Genomic DNA, 15,418 nt, shown 5'->3' with positions numbered 1-15,418 from the left:
GTATAACGAAGCCATTATTCCGCTAATTGAAAATGCCGATTATTTGTACCACGAAAGTACTTTTCTCGAATCGGAAGCACATCTTTCAGAACGAACCATGCATTCCACCGCCAAGCAAGCCGCGACAATTGCATTAAAAGCTAAGGTTAAAAATTTGATACTGGGGCATTATTCAACGCGTTACGGCAACATCGAACTCTTCAAAGACGAGGCACAAACTATTTTTCCAAATGTCCTTCTCGCCGATGATGGACGAGAATTTGATTTGAATTAGAAGCGAATAGCTAGGGTTTTCTTGTTTTCCTTTTTCCCGCTGTTCGTCATGCGCGGCATTTCCTTCCATCGGGGCTAAGTTAAAATCCATTTTAATTTTTGTATACTTTTGCGAAAAACTTTGCGAACTTTGCGGTTGAAATTAAAATACCATGTCAAAAATACTAACCGGAATTCAAAGCACAGGAACACCACATTTAGGAAATCTATTGGGTGCCATTCTACCCGCTATTGAACTGTCAAAAAATCCAAGTAACGAATCGTATTTATTTATTGCTGATTTGCATTCGATTACACAAATTAAAAACGGAGATGAACTTCGTCAAAATACGTATAGCACAGCTTCGGTTTGGTTGGCATGTGGATTAGATGTCAATAAGGTGATTTTTTATCGTCAGAGCGATGTGGCTCAAACAGCTGAATTGTCTTGGTATTTAAGTTGCTTTTTCCCTTTTCAACGCTTGACATTAGCACATTCATTTAAAGACAAAGCAGATAGATTAGAAGACGTTAACGCAGGTTTGTTTTCATATCCAATGCTAATGGCAGCGGATATTTTATTGTATGACGCCAATTTTGTTCCTGTTGGAAAAGACCAATTGCAACATATTGAAATTACACGTGATGTAGCATCGCGTTTTAATCATCAAATGGGAGAAACCTTTGTAATTCCAGAAGCCAAAGTTCAGGAAGGGACGATGTATGTTCCTGGAACTGATGGTCAAAAAATGAGTAAATCACGTGGTAACATCATCAACATATTCTTGGATGATAAAGCATTACGTAAGCAAATCATGAGTATTGAAACCGATAGCACACCTTTGGAAGAACCAAAAGATCCTGATACCTGCAAAATATTCGGCCTTTATAAATTATTGGCAAACACGCAACAAATTGCTCAAATGAAAACCAAATATGCCAATGTCAATAGAGATTTTGGTTATGGTCATGCCAAACAGGAATTGTTTGAGTTAATCGTTGCCAACTTCAAAACAGAACGAGAGAAATACAATTACTACATGAATAATTTGCCTGAAGTTGATGTTTTACTAAAAAAAGGTGCCACAAAAGCTGGGGCAATTGCCGATGTTGTTTTGCAAAAAGTCAGAATGAAATTGGGGTTTGAATAAAATCCATACATTTGATAAAAATCTATTTGACATGAAAAATATTGTTTTAACCGTGCTTCTCACTTTCTTATCTTTTACTGCTTTTTCACAAATTAAATACACCGAAGAAAAAAACCCCGATCTGAGTAAAATGCTTGCTAAAATTCATAATGACAATGGATTTGGCTTCAAAAATTATTTAATAAAAACCTTTATTATCAATACTGATTTAGGCTATTCAAAAAATGAAGATCCCGAAGGTGCTATACAAAATGCATATATTTCTGTTAGTTTCCTAGGGAGAGAAATCACAACAAAGTTGTATAAAGTTGATACACTTATTAACTCAGAAATAATAAGTGTTGTTGAAGCTCCAGATGGTTTTACTATTACTATTGCTCATGGTTTTGGGGATGATAGAACAGAAGAATCATTTACTTTGGTAATGCCAAAAAAATAGCCTTATACTGCTTCAAACAATTTCCCAGGTAAAGGTCTAATAACGCCTTTCAATTCCATATTTAACAGTAAAGGCGAAATTCTAAAAATTGGAAAATCACATTCGAGGGCAATGGTATCTAACAATTGTTTTCCCCTTTTTTGTAGATAATCGTAAACTTTTTGTTCGTCATTATCAAGCGAAACAAACAACTGCTTTTGAATAACAGCTTTGTCATTGTTAGTCTGCAAATCAATCCCCCAATTCAAAATATAAACCAAATCGGCTGCGGAAGTCATTAAATTAGCCCGTTGTGTTTTGATTAAATTATTGCATCCTTGACTGTATTTATCTGATATCCTTCCGGGAACAGCAAACACATCTCGATTGTAATCATTTGCCATTATTGCTGTAATTAAGGAACCTCCTTTCTCGGCACTTTCAATTACAACAGTTGCTTCGCCCATACCAGCAACGATGCGATTTCTTTTTACAAAATTCTCCTTTTCGGGATTAGAATTACTCCAAAATTCAGTTAGAAATCCACCGTTATTTTCCATTTTGGCAACATATTTCTTGTGCGGTTTTGGATAAACCTGATTTAAACCATGAGCCAAAACACCGATTGTTTGGAGCTTGCTTTCTATTGCTGCCTGATGCGCAATAATATCAACTCCATAGGCAAAACCGCTGACAATTATTGGATTGAAAACAGCTAAATCTTCTATCAGTTTTTTGCAAAAATCTACGCCATGCGAAGTTACTTCTCGTGTCCCAACAATGCTGATTATTTTTCTGTTTTCGAAGTTTATATTTCCCGAACCAAAAAGCAAAACCGGTCCATCAATACAATGTTTTAACTTGCTTGGATAATCGTCATTTTGGTAATACAAAATTGTTATTTTCTCTTTCTCGATAAAACGCAATTCCTGTTCGGCTTTTTCAAAAATGGTTTTATCCTTAAGATTTTTTATCAAAACAGCTCCGATTCCATCAATTGATTTTAATGATTGTGATTTGGAGTTAAATACATTTTCGGCTGAACCACAATTATTTATGAGTTTTTTGGCAACGATATCTCCAACGCCTTCAACTTTTAAAAGTGCCAAAATGTAAAAAAGTTCAGTTGTATTCACGTGCTTATTTTACTACAAAAATAATTATTTTTTCTTTGGATTGTTAATAAATATTGTGAATAATTTTTTGATAGTATTATTGTTTATCTAAATTTGTTAATATGAAAATTGAACAATACATTTCCCAATTATTATATCGTTATCAATGTGTTACAGTACCAGGATTTGGTGCGTTTCTGACTGAATTTCAGTCGGCGCAACTGGACGAAAACTCGCATTCGTTTTATCCGCCAAAAAAAATGGTTTCTTTCAATCCGTTTATTAAAAACAATGACGGATTATTAGCAAACCACTTGGCAGAAGCTGAAAAAATATCCTATGAAATTGCGGTAAATATTATTCAAAACGAAGTATCACATTGGAAAACTAAAATTCAGGAATTCGGAAGTTTTTCGGTAAAAAATGTTGGTGATTTTTCATTGAATTCGGAAAAAAATATTGTTTTTGTTCCCGTAGATCAAATCAATTATTTTACAGCCTCTTTCGGATTGAGTTCATTTGTTTCACCTTCGGTAAAACGTGAAGTTTATAAAAAACAAGTTGAGCAACTCGAAGAAAAAACACCAATTATTTTCACTCCAGAGAAAAAGAGAAATTATTCCGTTTTAAAATATGCTGCTGTTTTCTTGTTGTCAGCCGGAATTACAGGAACTTTTGGTTACAAATATTACGAAAACCAAATTGCACAAGAAACGCTAATCGTAGAAACCAATGTTCAGAAAAAAGTAAATCAAAAAATTCAGGAAGCTACTTTTTATATTTCTAATCCATTACCCGCAGTTACACTTACGGTTGCTGCAGAAAAAATGCCTTATTGTGTGGTTGCTGGTGCTTTTAGAATAGAACGCAATGCAGAAGATCAATATCAAAGACTGCTTAAATTAGGTTTTACAAAAGCCAAAAGATTAGCACCAAACAAGCATGGATTATTTCCTGTCTTATACGGAAGTTATTCGACTTACACTGAAGCACATCAAGCGATGAAAGACATTCAAAAATTAGACAACAAAGACGCTTGGCTATTAATTGAAGCATTATAAAATTATCCTGAGAAATCAGGGTTTTTTGTTTTCAGTAAGTACCTTTGCAAAAAAAATAGTATGAATCCAAAACATCCTTCTGAATCGTTAACCATTTTAACCGATTTAGTATTACCAAGCGAAACCAATCCTTTAAATAATCTTTTTGGAGGCGAATTATTAGCCCGAATGGACAGAGCTGCAAGCATTGCTGCCAGAAGACATTCACGAAGAATTACGGTCACTGCTTCTGTAAATCACGTAGCGTTTAATCGCGCCATTCCTTTAGGAAGCGTGGTAACGGTTGAAGCCAAAGTTTCTCGTGCTTTTACATCCTCTATGGAAATCTTTTTGGATGTCTGGATAGAAGATAGAGAATCGGGAAATAAAACTAAAGCAAACGAAGCCATTTACACTTTTGTTGCTGTTGATGAAATGGGAAATCCTGTTCCTGTTCCACAAATTGATCCTCAAACAGATGAGGAAAAATCTAGATATGATGCTGCTTTGCGCAGAAAACAATTGAGTTTGGTTTTGGCCGGAAAAATGAATCCACATGATGCGACCGAATTGAAAGCATTGTTTTTATAGCCGTTACATATTCAACATGTTACTTATTTTAACCGCAAATTCGCAAATTAATATTACTATAATTTGCGAATTTGCGGTTACTCTTTTTATGGATTTTTTACATATTAAATAACCATGTAGCTGGATTATTGTATGTCGTATTTTGAAGTATCAGGAATTTTACAATTGTTTTCCCAGTGTCGCCATTAGTTCTGATTTTCCCTAAGGTTTGTTTAGTGGAAACTTTATCTCCAACGCTTACGCTTACGCTACTTAGGTTTTGATATACCGTGAAATAATCTCCATGCTGTATAAAAACCGCAATATTTAGAGGTGATAATTTAATTACTTTTGTCACTTCACCACCAAAAACTGCTCTGGCAGAAGCTCCGCTTTCTGTAGTAATTTCAACACCGCTATTGTGAACCGTAAGTGTTCTATATATAGGATGTGGCTGATCTCCATATGGTAAAGAAACTGCTCCTTTTTCAACAGGCCAAGGCAATTTCCCTTTGTTGGCTCTGAAATTATTGGCAACCAATTGCCCTTCAGAAGTTAATATTATTTTTTCAGATGTTTCAACTTTTTTTGTAGAGGCTGCAGTTGTTCCTGGATTTGCTTTCGCGTTTGCAGCTGCCGTTTTCTTATTGGCTGCAGCAATAGCCTGACGGATTAATTTTTGAATTTGGGCATCAATCTTTCTTGTTTCTTTTTGCTTTTGTTTGATTTCTGTTGTGATTTTACCTTTATCCTTTTGTATTTGAAGTGCTATTTTTTCCTGTTCTTTTTTCTCCTTTTCTAATTCTTTCTTTTCGTTTTCGTTTTCCGTGATTAGCTTTTCCTTTTCCGTTTTTTGGACAACAATTTTATTGGTATAACCAACCAATTGCTTTGTTTTTCCCTCTATTTCTTGCCCTTGCATTTTTCGGTAGCTTGCATATTGCTTCATATACTGCGCTCTTTTGTAGGCTTGCAAAAAGTTTTCTGAAGACAACAAAAACATAGCGCGACTTTGCTCCGATCGGCTTTTATAAGACTTCATAATCATCGCGGCATAATCCTTTCGGAGCTGCTCCAAATCGCGATTGAGTTGGTTGATTTTTATTTGATTTACATAAATATCATTAACTAACAACTTCGTTTGTTTCTCAGTTGTTTTTATCAGTTTTTCTTTTAACCCAATCTTTTCTTTTTGAAGCATTAACTGAGTAACCACCGATTTTTCTTTGCTTTTTACGGATTGTAATAGCTTTTCTTTTTCCTGAATCTCTAACTGAATTTTAGCTTTGCGCTCTTCGAGTTGTTCTTGCGTTGGCGGTTGGCTCCACATTTGAATCGTGAAACAGAAGAATAATAATGAGAAAAATAATTTTGGCATTGTTATTTTATTTTGGCTAATCTTTTATAGAAATTCTATCATATCCATCGGGAACACTGTAAGGAAATGACAAATCTTCGTTGAATGTTATCGAATTATAATCAACTATAATGGTTGTTTTTCCTTTCTTCTGAAACGCATTTATCGTCAAACCTGCTGGGAAAATGCCCGAAGCAAAATCCTGAAAATTGGGATAATTCACTTCAAAACTTCTTTCTTTTTCAGGTTGACTAATTTCTTGTTTTTTTAATAAAAAATGCTCTGCTTCAAAGAAAAAAGATTTTTCGGTTTTGTCTTCAACAGCATTCAATTTATAAAATTTATTTGTTTCTATAAATGTATAATTCCCTCTTGTCAAATCGTCAATTGGTTGCCCAATAAGCATGTTTTGTATTTTATTAAAATCTAAATCGGTTCCTAGCCATTGGCTCAGCGCTTCGTAATTTCCTTCAAAATAATTCCCGCCTATTTTTTCATAATATTTTACTTCCTTTGGCGTTATCAAAGCTTTCGCCATTGTAATGCCTAATACACGGATACTTACTAAAATCTTCTCGTCTTTCTTTATTTTGATTTCGGCAGAAACACTTTGCGAATCATCTTCGTGCTTGTATTTGGCACTTGCTCTGATATATAACGTCGAAAAATTATTTTTATTATTGTAATGATTTTGAATTATTTTTTCAGAAGTCAAAGCATTCTCCACTTTTACAACCGCTGTTGGAGTCTTTGTATCAACAAATACCGCTTTCGATTTACAGGAACTTAAAAAAATAATCGACAGAATAAACAATCCTTTTTTCATTATTTTTTTTGTTTTTTTATGAGCTCTTCCGCTTTGGCAAAATACTTTTCTTTCTTATTTGCATCTCCTAAACCACTATAGGCTTCTCCCAATTGAATATTAAAATTGATTTCCAGTGGCGCGTCGTCAACGACAAAATCTAAACCGGAATCTAAAATGGTTGCTGCTTTTTTGAAGTTTTTCAGTTGATTATTAGCAAGACCGGCATAATAATAAAACTGTGGTTGCGTTGGAAAAAGTTGTGTCAAGTCATCTGCTTTTTTAGCCAAATCATTAAACTGCTGATTTTCCGTGTAAGCCTGTAGCAGTATTAGCTGTGTTTCAACATCGTCTTGAGCACTCATTAAATGCATATTTAAATACTTTATGGCTTTCCCAAAATTAGCTTTGGAATAATAAAACTTGCCTATTTCTTTGACAACTCTTACTTCTTTATCATTATCAAAATAAGAAATGGCTTTGTCTAAATCGGTTTCGTATTTTGGATTGTTTTTGGTGAAAATCAGAAACTCATTGAGCATTCGATGTTTAATTTTAGAATCTATTTTTTTGCTTGGAAACACAATATTCATGGCTTTCACGGCATTATCTCCATCATTATTATTCAAATGAAATTTAAACAAACTCACTTGTGCCCAATCAGAAGTTGGAATTTCCTTTTCTAATTTCTGAGCAATTTCTAATGCTTTTTCTTCCTGATTACTCTGTGAATACATATAAATCAGAGCAATATAATTGGATTCTTCTTTTGGAAATTTCTTAATCTGATCCAACAAATTGAATTTTTCAGCCGATTGGTATTTAGCATCTTTTAAAATATCTGCCTTATACAATTCGCGTTTATCCGATTTTCCAAATTTTGCATTTAATTCATTTATCAAATCCAATGCTTTGTCAAATTGCTGTGTATTCATATACAACGAAGTCAGGTCTTCTTTATAATCTTCCTTGAATGTTACCAATTTTTCAACTATCGGAATCGCTTTATTATAATCTCGCACGGCATAACAAACATCATACATTCCAACCCAAGCCCAACGGTTTTTTGGATCCATTTTGGCCGCTTTTTCAAAGTTTTCATAGGCTTCATTATACTTTTTCTGAGCTAAATAATTCTTGCCTAATTCGAAATAAACTACAGGATTTTCGGGTTCAATGGCTTTGCTCTTTTCCAAAGCCTCAATTGCCTTGTCGTAGTTTTCGATGCTTTTTTGTTGGATTGCTTCATAGAATAAATCTTCAAATCCATCGTCTATAGTCACAACATCATTCGTTGGTTCGTTTTGAGCCAAAGTGATATTGGGAACACAAATCATCCCAAAAAGTAACAGACAATACATTGCAATTTTTTTCATTTTTTTATTCTAAAACTGAGTAATCTCCAATACTAATGCTAGTAAAATTACCGTCAAAATTCGCATGATTTCCAATCATAGCATTATCCAATTTAGCATTTTTAATATGAGCATGTGTTTGAACCAGGCTATTTTTAATTGTTGAATCTGTAACGTGGGTTCCTTTTCCTAATGATACATTTGGACCAACAGTCGAATTTATCAAAACCACATCTTCACCGATATAACATGGAGGAATAATGGACGAGTTTTCTATTTTCACATCATAATCTACCAAATGCTCACCATCATTGTGTAAAAACCCTAACATTCTGGAATTTGTTTCTACTGTAACATCCTTATTCCCGCAATCCATCCATTCGTCGACCTGCCCCGGAACAAATTTCATGCCCTTTGCCATCATTTGCTTAATTCCGTCATTAATTTGGTATTCGCCACCGTGAATTATATTATTATCCAAAACGGACTGAAGCTCATCTCTTAAAACGGAAATATTCTTAAAATAGTATATTCCGATTACTGCTAAGTCTGAAACAAACTCCTTTGGTTTTTCTACCAATTCAACAATTTCGCCTGCATCATTTAGATTTATTACACCAAAAGCTTCCGGATGATCCACTTGTTTTACCCAAATAACGCTGTCGGCCGTTTTATCCAAATCGAAATCGGCGCGAATCAACGTATCTGCATACGCAATTACTGCTGGACCGGTAAGGGAATCTTTGGCACACATAATCGCATGACCTGTTCCGAGTGCTTCGTTTTGATAATAGATGGTTCCTTTTGCACCTAATTTTTGGGCAATAGCAATCAAATCTTCTTCTACTTTTTTACCAAAACTCTCGTGGATTATAAATGCTACTTCTTCGATATCCTGATTCAAAACTCCGGCAATATCTTCTACCAATCGGTGAACGATTGGTTTTCCGGCAACAGGAATTAATGGTTTTGGGATGGTTAATGTATGTGGGCGAAGACGTGAGCCACGACCAGCCATTGGAACTATTATTTTCATTGTTTATGTCATTGAGAGGAACGAAGCAATCTCGTGTCTCTTGTTTATTTAATTTCTATTTTTTATATATAAGCACTTCGACTGCGCTCAGTGTGACAAACTGCTTACTGCGACTGAACACTGCAAACTATTTTACTCCTGTACTGCCAAATCCACCTTCGCCACGATGCGTTTCCGAAAGCTCTTCAACAGCAATCCATTCGGCTCTTTCGTGTTTGGCAATGATTAATTGGGCAATTCTTTCGCCGTTTTCTACGACAAAATTTTCATTCGATAAATTTACTAAAATCACACCAATTTCTCCGCGATAATCGGCATCAACTGTTCCAGGAGAATTGAGAACGGTTATTCCTTTTTTTGCAGCCAATCCACTTCTTGGTCGAACTTGTGCTTCATAGCCAATTGGCAATTCGATAAAAAGTCCAGTTTTGACTATGGCACTCTCTAAAGGTTTTAGTTCTATTGGTTCTGTCAAATTTGCTCTTAAGTCCATTCCTGCTGAAGCAATGGTTTCATAATTTGGCAAATCGTGTTGTGATTTATTGATAATCTGGATCTTCATCAGGATTTTGTGTATTTGGAATTATATCTTTTACGGTCGGCAGTGCTGCTTTTCTTCGGATTATGGCGTTCAGCGTTGTTTTTTCGTTGTAATATATGAAATACAGGAAAACCAACAAAAGGGCAACGCCAACAAAATAATTTTCACGGAAGTAATAAAATGAAATTACGGAAAACAATATCGACAATCCTAAATAGCCTCCTATTTTTTTCATGTCATACGGAATCGGATAATATCGATTACCCAAAACATAAGAGATAACCATCATGCTGCCATAAGCTGCGATAGTCGCTATTGCTGAACCCATATAACCTTCTGAACCATGCTCCTGGAAAAAGGGAATCAGTAGAAAATTCAACACCAGCGTAATTGCAGCGCCAATGATTGAAATATAAGCGCCGATGTACGTCTTGTCTATCAATTTGTACCAAACAGAAAGATTGGTGTAAATACCCAGGAAAAAATTGGCAAGGATAATCAGTGGAACAACTTTCATCGCAACCCAAAACTGTTGGTCGCGAATCATGAGCTGCTTGAACAAATCGGCAAAAACGATTACTGACAACAAAATGAAAGAGCCAAAAATCACAAAATATTTGGTTACGGTCGCATAGGTTTCGCTCGCTTTTTCATTGGTGGAATGGCTAAAAAAGAAAGGTTCGATACCTAAAGTATATGCCGTTCTGTATAAAACCATAAACAACCCAAGTTTGTAACATGCAGCATAAACACCCACCTGTTCTTTTGCAATATTGGCCGGAAGCATTTTTTCCAAAAGGATTTTGTCAAATTGGTCGTTGATGGCAAATGCGATTCCAGCGATTAGAATGGGCAATCCATAGCGAATCATTTTTTTCCAGATCTTCCAATCGAACTGCCATTTGATATTGAAATAATTTGGCAGTAAAACCAAAAAAGTCAGGAAACTGGCTATGATGTTTGAAAGAAAGATATAGCCAACCTGAAAATGGTCAAAGTATATTGAACCCAATAGTGAATCCGGCGAGTCTTTGGCTATTTTAGGCAGATAAATCAGGAAGAAAAGATTGCACAGTAAATTTACGACTACGTTTCCAATTCGGATAATGGAATACCGAATCGGCATTCCTTTGGCGCGAAGCTTGGAAAATGGTATTACGACAAGTGCGTCGAGCACGATAATCCAAATCGTATACGTAATGTATTGCACGTCAAAGCCAATAAATCCGGCAAATGTATTTCGGAACAACAGTGAACCGACGAGAAAAATCAAAGACGTAACCAGTATGGAAATTGTTGACGTTTCAATGACACTTTCCTTGTTTTCTTCTTTGTTGTAAAATCTGAAAAATGAGGTTTCCATGCCATATGCCAATATCACATTGAAGAAAATCATATAGGCAAAAATAACGTTTACCGAACCGTACTCCGCTTTTGGCAGGTAGTGCGTATAAATGGGCACCAGCAGGAAACCGAACATCCTGGGCAAAACCGTCGCCAGTCCATAAATGGCTGTTTGCTTAAAGAGATTTTTATATAAACTCAAGGTGTTGAATATTGCTGTGGAATTGTAACAAAAGTAACCAATTCTTTGGTTTATGTTAAGCCGTTTTCGTCTAAAATTTTGACGAAGTGAAAACCTTTGGGGCCAAATCCTTGATTGTAGTAAAATCGGTGCGCCGGAAAGTTTGAAGTATAGGCATCTAAAACAATATTCGTACAGCCTAAAGCCTTGGCTTTCGCTTCAACAAAGGCGCAAATCCTATTGCCAATTCCCTTAGAACGATGGTCAGGATGGACAATAAAGTTGTCAATTTCTATAGCTTTTCCAAACCAGAGTTTGGTTTGGAACCAAATTCCGGTAACTCCGAGACATTCATTGTTTTCATAAACAGCCACTTGAGAATAATTGTTTGGAATCATGACTTCGAGAAAGGATTTGTACATGTCCGGAGTCATTTTGATGTACATTAAATGCATCAAATCGTATTGAGGAAGCATTTCTTCTAATGAAGTAAGTTCTTTAATTTCCATTGTGGATTTTTATTTAAATGTATAAAAAAAGAGCCAACAAATGTTGGCTCTTTTTTTAACTATTGTGAATTAAGAATTATCCTTTCAAAGCTTCGCTTGTTTGAAGATTTGAAAAAATTAAAATTTTTTCTTATCCTTTCAAAGCTTCCGCTCCACCAACGATTTCTAAGATCTCATTAGTAATTGCAGCCTGACGCGCTTTGTTGTATGTTAATTTCAATTGATTTCTCAATTCGGTTGCGTTGTCAGTTGCTTTGTGCATTGCTGTCATACGCGCTCCGTGTTCAGAAGCAAATGAATCTCTGATTGATTTGTACAATTGTGTTTTCAATGATTTTGGAATCAATGTCAATACAATTTCTTCTTTTGATGGTTCAAAAATATAATCTCCTGTTGAAGCTGGTACATCAGATTTTACTGGTGCTAACGGTAAAAATTGTTCGGTTTGAACGATTTGTGTCGCAGCATTTTTAAATTGGTTGTAAATAATTTCAATCTTATCATACTCACCAGATGTGAATTTTTCGATTAATGTTTCAGCTATAGTCGAAACATTCTCAAAAGTCAAATTATCAAAAATTGCATTGTGATGCGCGTGTACCGTATGCGTTTTTGCTAAAGCGTCGTTTCCTTTTTTACCAATTGGAAAAATGTCAACCTGCTTTCCTGCATAACTATCTGCAACCTCTTTAGCTTGCTTAATAACATTCGTATTAAATGCACCTGCCAAACCTCTATTAGATGTTATAACTACGAGTAAAACTTTGTTTATTTCGCGTTGTGCTGTGAACTCGCCACCGGCATCTCCATCTAAAGTTGAACTTACATTTTGCAAAAGTTCGGTCAGTTTTTCGGCATAAGGTCGCATCGCTGTTATAGCATCTTGAGCTTTTTTCAGCTTTGCAGCAGAAACCATTTTCATCGCCGATGTGATTTGCATCGTAGATGAAACTGAACTAATCCGATTACGTATTTCCTTTAAGTTTGCCATTTTATGAGTATTAAGATTTAAGTATTAAGTATTAAGACGTCTTTGTACTTAATACTTGATACTTAATACTTTTTATTAATATTTCGCTGAAAGTTCTTTAGCTACTTTTTCTAAAACGTCAGTAATATTATCATCTAACTTACCTGCTTTTAAAGCGTCTAAAGTATCTCTATGCTTGTTGTTTAAGTAATCGATAAAGCTTCTTTCGAATTCTTTTATCTTGTTTACAGGTACGCTTCTCAACAAGTTTTTTGAACCTGCGTAGATAATAGCAACCTGATCTTCTACAGTGTAAGGATCGTTAACGGCTTGTTTCAAGATTTCAACATTTCTTCTTCCTTTTTCGATTACGTTTAAAGTAACGGCATCCAAATCAGAACCAAATTTTGCAAACGCTTCCAATTCACGGAATTGAGCTTGATCAAGTTTTAATGTTCCGGCTACTTTTTTCATCGATTTAATCTGAGCGTTACCTCCAACACGAGATACCGAAATACCTACGTTAATCGCTGGACGAACTCCTGAGTTAAACAAATCTCCATCAAGGAAAATCTGTCCGTCAGTAATCGAAATTACGTTCGTTGGAATATATGCAGAAACGTCACCCGCTTGAGTTTCGATAATTGGTAAAGCTGTTAATGAACCTCCACCCTTTACGATACCCTTTAAAGTATCCGGTAAATCGTTCATGTTTTTTGCGATATCATCATCCGCAATTACTTTACAAGCTCTTTCTAACAAACGAGAGTGTAAGTAAAATACGTCTCCAGGATAAGCCTCACGACCTGGTGGTCTTCTTAACAAAAGAGAAACCTCACGGTAAGCAACAGCTTGTTTTGATAAATCATCATAGATAATCAAAGCAGGACGACCTGAATCTCTGAAATATTCTCCGATTGCAGCTCCGGCCATTGGCGCGTAAACCTGCATTGGTGCTGGATCAGAAGCGTTAGCAGCTACAATTGTAGTGTAAGCCATTGCTCCTTTTTCTTCTAATGTTTTAGCAATTCCGGCAACCGTAGATGCTTTTTGTCCAATTGCTACGTATATACAAAATACTGGTTGACCAGCATCGTAAAATTCTTTTTGGTTCAAGATGGTATCGATACAAACGGTAGTTTTACCTGTTTGACGGTCACCAATAACAAGTTCACGTTGTCCTCAACCTACTGGAATCATCGCATCGATAGATTTGATTCCCGTTTGTAATGGTTCCGTTACCGGTTGACGGAAGATAACTCCAGGAGCTTTTCTTTCCAATGGCATTTCGTATAAATCACCACCGATTGGTCCTTTACCATCGATTGGTTCTCCTAGTGTGTTTACAACACGTCCTACGATTTTTTCTCCCACTTTAAGAGAGGCGATACGTTGTGTTCTTTTTACTGTAGAACCTTCTCTAATCCCAGTAGATGGTCCTAAAAGTACAACTCCTACGTTGTCTTCTTCTAAGTTCAAAACGATAGCTTCCAATCCGTTGTCGAATTGTACTAACTCACCGTATTGAGCATTTGATAACCCGTAAACACGAGCAATACCATCACCTACTTGAAGGACAGTTCCTACTTCTTCTAATGTTGCACCTGATTCAAAACCAGATAATTGTTTTTTTAATATTGCTGAAATTTCAGCTGGATTGATTTCTGCCATTTTGATATCTCTTTAATGGTAATCTAGTTACTAAATTCTCTTTTTAATTCCTGCAATCTGTTTGACACAGAAGCATTGTATTGTTTGTCGCCTATTCTTAAAATAAATCCACCAATAATTGAAGGATCAACTGTGTTTTGAATAGTTAATTTTTTAGTTGAAATAGTTGCTGCTTTTGCCAAAATCTGAGCTTCTAATTCAGCCGTAATAGGAAAAGCTGTAGTTACTTTTGCCACTTCAACACCGTTCATTTCATCAAATTGAGTGTTGTATTGTGAAGCAATCGCCACTAGTATTTCAAATCTTTTGTTTTCTTGTAGCAATCTGAAAAGCGATTTGGTTTCGGCTTGAACCGAAGCAAAAACTTCTGTCAAAGCGTTCATCTTCAAATCTGATTTGATGATTGGGCTAGCCAAAAATTCTTTTAAATCAGCACTAGAGTCAACCGCGGCGATGATAGATTTCATATCATCATTTACCTGATTGGCTTTTCCGCTTGAAACCGCAGTTTCTAAAATTGCTTTCGCGTATCTAATCGCAGCTCTTGACATAACGATTAATTTAATTTAACATCGCCTAACATTTTCTCAACCAATTTGGTTTGAGAAACTTTGTCAGCTAATTCATTTCTTAATACTTTTTCTGCAATTTCAATAGACAAAGTAGAAACTTGATTTTTCAAATCTGCCATAGCTGCATTTTTTTCGCTATTGATTGCTGCTTTTGCTTGTTCAATCATTTTACCTGCTTGAACTTGTGCTTCGTCTTTAGCTTCAGAAACAATTTTATCTTTAATTTCTCTTGCTTCTTTTAGAATAACATCTCTTTGGACTCTCGCGTCAGCTAGAAGTTTTTCGTTATCCGATTTAAGATTTTGCATATCTCTTTTTGCAATTTCAGCAGAAAGTAATGCATTTTTGATTCCCTCTTCTCTTTCATTAACGGCATCCAAAATTGGTTTCCAAGCGAATTTTCTCAACAAGAAAACTAACAACAAGAAAATTAATGTTTGCCAGAAGAACAATCCGAACGCGAAATCATCTATTAACTTTTCCATAATTTAAAAGGTAATTATATAGGTAAAAATTTTAATTCTTTTTTAA

15 protein-coding genes and 2 pseudogenes are annotated in these 15,418 nt (G+C 35.4%); 5 read left to right on the top strand and 12 right to left on the bottom strand.

Annotated features, from left to right (window positions below; genetic code table 11):
• The 3 genes and pseudogenes from RMN97_RS09610 to RMN97_RS09600 form a co-directional block, all read left to right on the top strand.
• Window positions 1–274 (top strand): annotated as a pseudogene (locus RMN97_RS09610) (ribonuclease Z); the annotation flags it as partial.
• A gap of 151 nt (window positions 275–425) precedes the next feature.
• On the top strand, window positions 426–1,403 hold the full coding sequence (gene trpS, locus RMN97_RS09605) for a tryptophan--tRNA ligase (RefSeq protein ID WP_309614298.1): 978 nt from the start codon (window positions 426–428) through the stop codon (window positions 1,401–1,403).
• Window positions 1,404–1,434: 31 nt separating this feature from the next.
• A complete protein-coding gene (locus tag RMN97_RS09600; protein WP_309614297.1) occupies window positions 1,435–1,842 on the top strand; it encodes a hypothetical protein in 408 nt (135 codons plus the stop codon).
• A 2-nt stretch (window positions 1,843–1,844) separates the two neighbouring features.
• Here the strand turns inward: RMN97_RS09600 and dprA are convergent, their stop codons facing one another.
• Window positions 1,845–2,957 carry a DNA-processing protein DprA gene (gene dprA / locus RMN97_RS09595; protein WP_309614296.1) on the bottom strand — a complete coding sequence of 371 codons (1,113 nt, stop codon included), beginning with the start codon at window positions 2,955–2,957 and terminating at the stop codon, window positions 1,845–1,847.
• A 101-nt stretch (window positions 2,958–3,058) separates the two neighbouring features.
• On the opposite strand from dprA, the gene RMN97_RS09590 reads away from it, so the two are divergent.
• Entirely contained in the window at window positions 3,059–3,997 is a 939-nt protein-coding gene (locus RMN97_RS09590; RefSeq protein WP_309614295.1) for an SPOR domain-containing protein, read from the top strand.
• 60 nt (window positions 3,998–4,057) lie between these two features.
• Complete coding sequence (locus RMN97_RS09585; protein WP_309614294.1) at window positions 4,058–4,567, top strand: acyl-CoA thioesterase; 510 nt, start codon at window positions 4,058–4,060, stop codon at window positions 4,565–4,567.
• Window positions 4,568–4,664: 97 nt separating this feature from the next.
• On the opposite strand, the gene RMN97_RS09580 is transcribed toward RMN97_RS09585, so the two are convergent.
• From RMN97_RS09580 to RMN97_RS09530, 11 genes and pseudogenes are all read right to left on the bottom strand, one after another.
• Complete coding sequence (locus tag RMN97_RS09580) at window positions 4,665–5,924, bottom strand: peptidoglycan DD-metalloendopeptidase family protein (protein ID WP_309614293.1); 1,260 nt, start codon at window positions 5,922–5,924, stop codon at window positions 4,665–4,667.
• 16 nt (window positions 5,925–5,940) lie between these two features.
• A complete protein-coding gene (locus RMN97_RS09575) occupies window positions 5,941–6,729 on the bottom strand; it encodes a DUF4292 domain-containing protein (protein WP_309614292.1) in 789 nt (262 codons plus the stop codon).
• Window positions 6,729–8,084: a tetratricopeptide repeat protein gene (locus RMN97_RS09570; protein WP_309614291.1), complete on the bottom strand. Its 1,356-nt coding sequence runs from the start codon at window positions 8,082–8,084 to the stop codon at window positions 6,729–6,731. Before RMN97_RS09570 ends, RMN97_RS09575 begins: the two co-directional genes overlap by 1 nt.
• A 4-nt stretch (window positions 8,085–8,088) precedes the next feature.
• A complete protein-coding gene (locus tag RMN97_RS09565) occupies window positions 8,089–9,099 on the bottom strand; it encodes a sugar phosphate nucleotidyltransferase (RefSeq protein ID WP_309614290.1) in 1,011 nt (336 codons plus the stop codon).
• A 127-nt stretch (window positions 9,100–9,226) separates the two neighbouring features.
• Entirely contained in the window at window positions 9,227–9,661 is a 435-nt protein-coding gene (gene dut / locus RMN97_RS09560; protein WP_309614289.1) for a dUTP diphosphatase, read from the bottom strand.
• Complete coding sequence (locus RMN97_RS09555) at window positions 9,639–11,186, bottom strand: oligosaccharide flippase family protein (protein WP_309614288.1); 1,548 nt, start codon at window positions 11,184–11,186, stop codon at window positions 9,639–9,641. Before RMN97_RS09555 ends, dut begins: the two co-directional genes overlap by 23 nt.
• A 50-nt stretch (window positions 11,187–11,236) precedes the next feature.
• Complete coding sequence (locus tag RMN97_RS09550) at window positions 11,237–11,674, bottom strand: GNAT family N-acetyltransferase (protein WP_309614287.1); 438 nt, start codon at window positions 11,672–11,674, stop codon at window positions 11,237–11,239.
• 130 nt (window positions 11,675–11,804) lie between these two features.
• Complete coding sequence (atpG, locus tag RMN97_RS09545; protein WP_309614286.1) at window positions 11,805–12,665, bottom strand: ATP synthase F1 subunit gamma; 861 nt, start codon at window positions 12,663–12,665, stop codon at window positions 11,805–11,807.
• A 75-nt stretch (window positions 12,666–12,740) separates the two neighbouring features.
• A pseudogene (gene atpA, locus RMN97_RS09540) lies at window positions 12,741–14,315 on the bottom strand (F0F1 ATP synthase subunit alpha).
• A gap of 23 nt (window positions 14,316–14,338) precedes the next feature.
• On the bottom strand, window positions 14,339–14,872 hold the full coding sequence (gene atpH / locus RMN97_RS09535; RefSeq protein WP_309614303.1) for an ATP synthase F1 subunit delta: 534 nt from the start codon (window positions 14,870–14,872) through the stop codon (window positions 14,339–14,341).
• Window positions 14,872–15,372, bottom strand: coding sequence for a F0F1 ATP synthase subunit B (locus tag RMN97_RS09530; RefSeq protein ID WP_309614285.1), 501 nt, complete (start codon window positions 15,370–15,372; stop codon window positions 14,872–14,874). The genes atpH and RMN97_RS09530 overlap by 1 nt, the downstream gene beginning before the upstream one ends.
• Window positions 15,373–15,418: the final 46 nt, after the last annotated feature.

The sequence above is a fragment of the Flavobacterium sp. genome (genome assembly GCF_031381455.1).
Classification (GTDB): domain Bacteria; phylum Bacteroidota; class Bacteroidia; order Flavobacteriales; family Flavobacteriaceae; genus Flavobacterium.
Note: the sequence above shows the minus strand (reverse complement) of the source record. Positions and strands in the feature narration are given on the sequence as shown.

Bases quoted from the DNA above. Each gene is read 5' to 3' on its own strand.
- trpS (WP_309614298.1), top strand. From the start codon at position 426: ATGTCAAAAATACTAACCGGAATTCAAAGCACAGGAACACCACATTTA.
- RMN97_RS09600 (WP_309614297.1), top strand. From the start codon at position 1,435: ATGAAAAATATTGTTTTAACCGTGCTTCTCACTTTCTTATCTTTTACT.
- RMN97_RS09590 (WP_309614295.1), top strand. From the start codon at position 3,059: ATGAAAATTGAACAATACATTTCCCAATTATTATATCGTTATCAATGT.
- RMN97_RS09585 (WP_309614294.1), top strand. From the start codon at position 4,058: ATGAATCCAAAACATCCTTCTGAATCGTTAACCATTTTAACCGATTTA.
- RMN97_RS09580 (WP_309614293.1), bottom strand. From the start codon at position 5,924: ATGCCAAAATTATTTTTCTCATTATTATTCTTCTGTTTCACGATTCAA.
- RMN97_RS09575 (WP_309614292.1), bottom strand. From the start codon at position 6,729: ATGAAAAAAGGATTGTTTATTCTGTCGATTATTTTTTTAAGTTCCTGT.
- RMN97_RS09570 (WP_309614291.1), bottom strand. From the start codon at position 8,084: ATGAAAAAAATTGCAATGTATTGTCTGTTACTTTTTGGGATGATTTGT.
- RMN97_RS09565 (WP_309614290.1), bottom strand. From the start codon at position 9,099: ATGAAAATAATAGTTCCAATGGCTGGTCGTGGCTCACGTCTTCGCCCA.
- dut (WP_309614289.1), bottom strand. From the start codon at position 9,661: ATGAAGATCCAGATTATCAATAAATCACAACACGATTTGCCAAATTAT.
- RMN97_RS09550 (WP_309614287.1), bottom strand. From the start codon at position 11,674: ATGGAAATTAAAGAACTTACTTCATTAGAAGAAATGCTTCCTCAATAC.
- atpG (WP_309614286.1), bottom strand. From the start codon at position 12,665: ATGGCAAACTTAAAGGAAATACGTAATCGGATTAGTTCAGTTTCATCT.
- RMN97_RS09530 (WP_309614285.1), bottom strand. From the start codon at position 15,372: ATGGAAAAGTTAATAGATGATTTCGCGTTCGGATTGTTCTTCTGGCAA.